General features: G+C 48.9%; 1 protein-coding gene. It reads right to left on the bottom strand.

Annotated elements, in window-relative coordinates; genetic code table 11:
* Window positions 1-225, bottom strand: a 225-nt coding sequence (locus LJE08_RS14670) for a hypothetical protein (protein WP_227403674.1), incomplete at both ends; no start/stop codon positions are given.

The following is a 225-nucleotide window of genomic DNA, read 5'->3' as shown; positions in this document are numbered from 1 at the left end:
CGGTTAAGCGGATTGGCACCACCTTGCGAATTGATCAGAATGTGACGATAGATTTTGTCTTCCGGATTAAGGTAGTGCGCGTCGCCAGTTGCCACGACCGGCTTGTCCATATCCGCTCCCAGCTTGACCATGTTTTTGATAATGTCTTCTAGATGCGCGGTATTTGAGATGATCTGCTGCTCAATCAATGGCGCGTAGTTAGGCTTGGGCTGCACTTCAATAAAG

Origin of the sequence: Holdemanella sp. DFI.5.55, assembly GCF_020593575.1 — a bacterium.
In the GTDB taxonomy this organism is placed as follows: domain Bacteria; phylum Bacillota_I; class Bacilli_A; order Erysipelotrichales; family Erysipelotrichaceae; genus Holdemanella; species Holdemanella hominis.
Note: the sequence above shows the minus strand (reverse complement) of the source record. Positions and strands in the feature narration are given on the sequence as shown.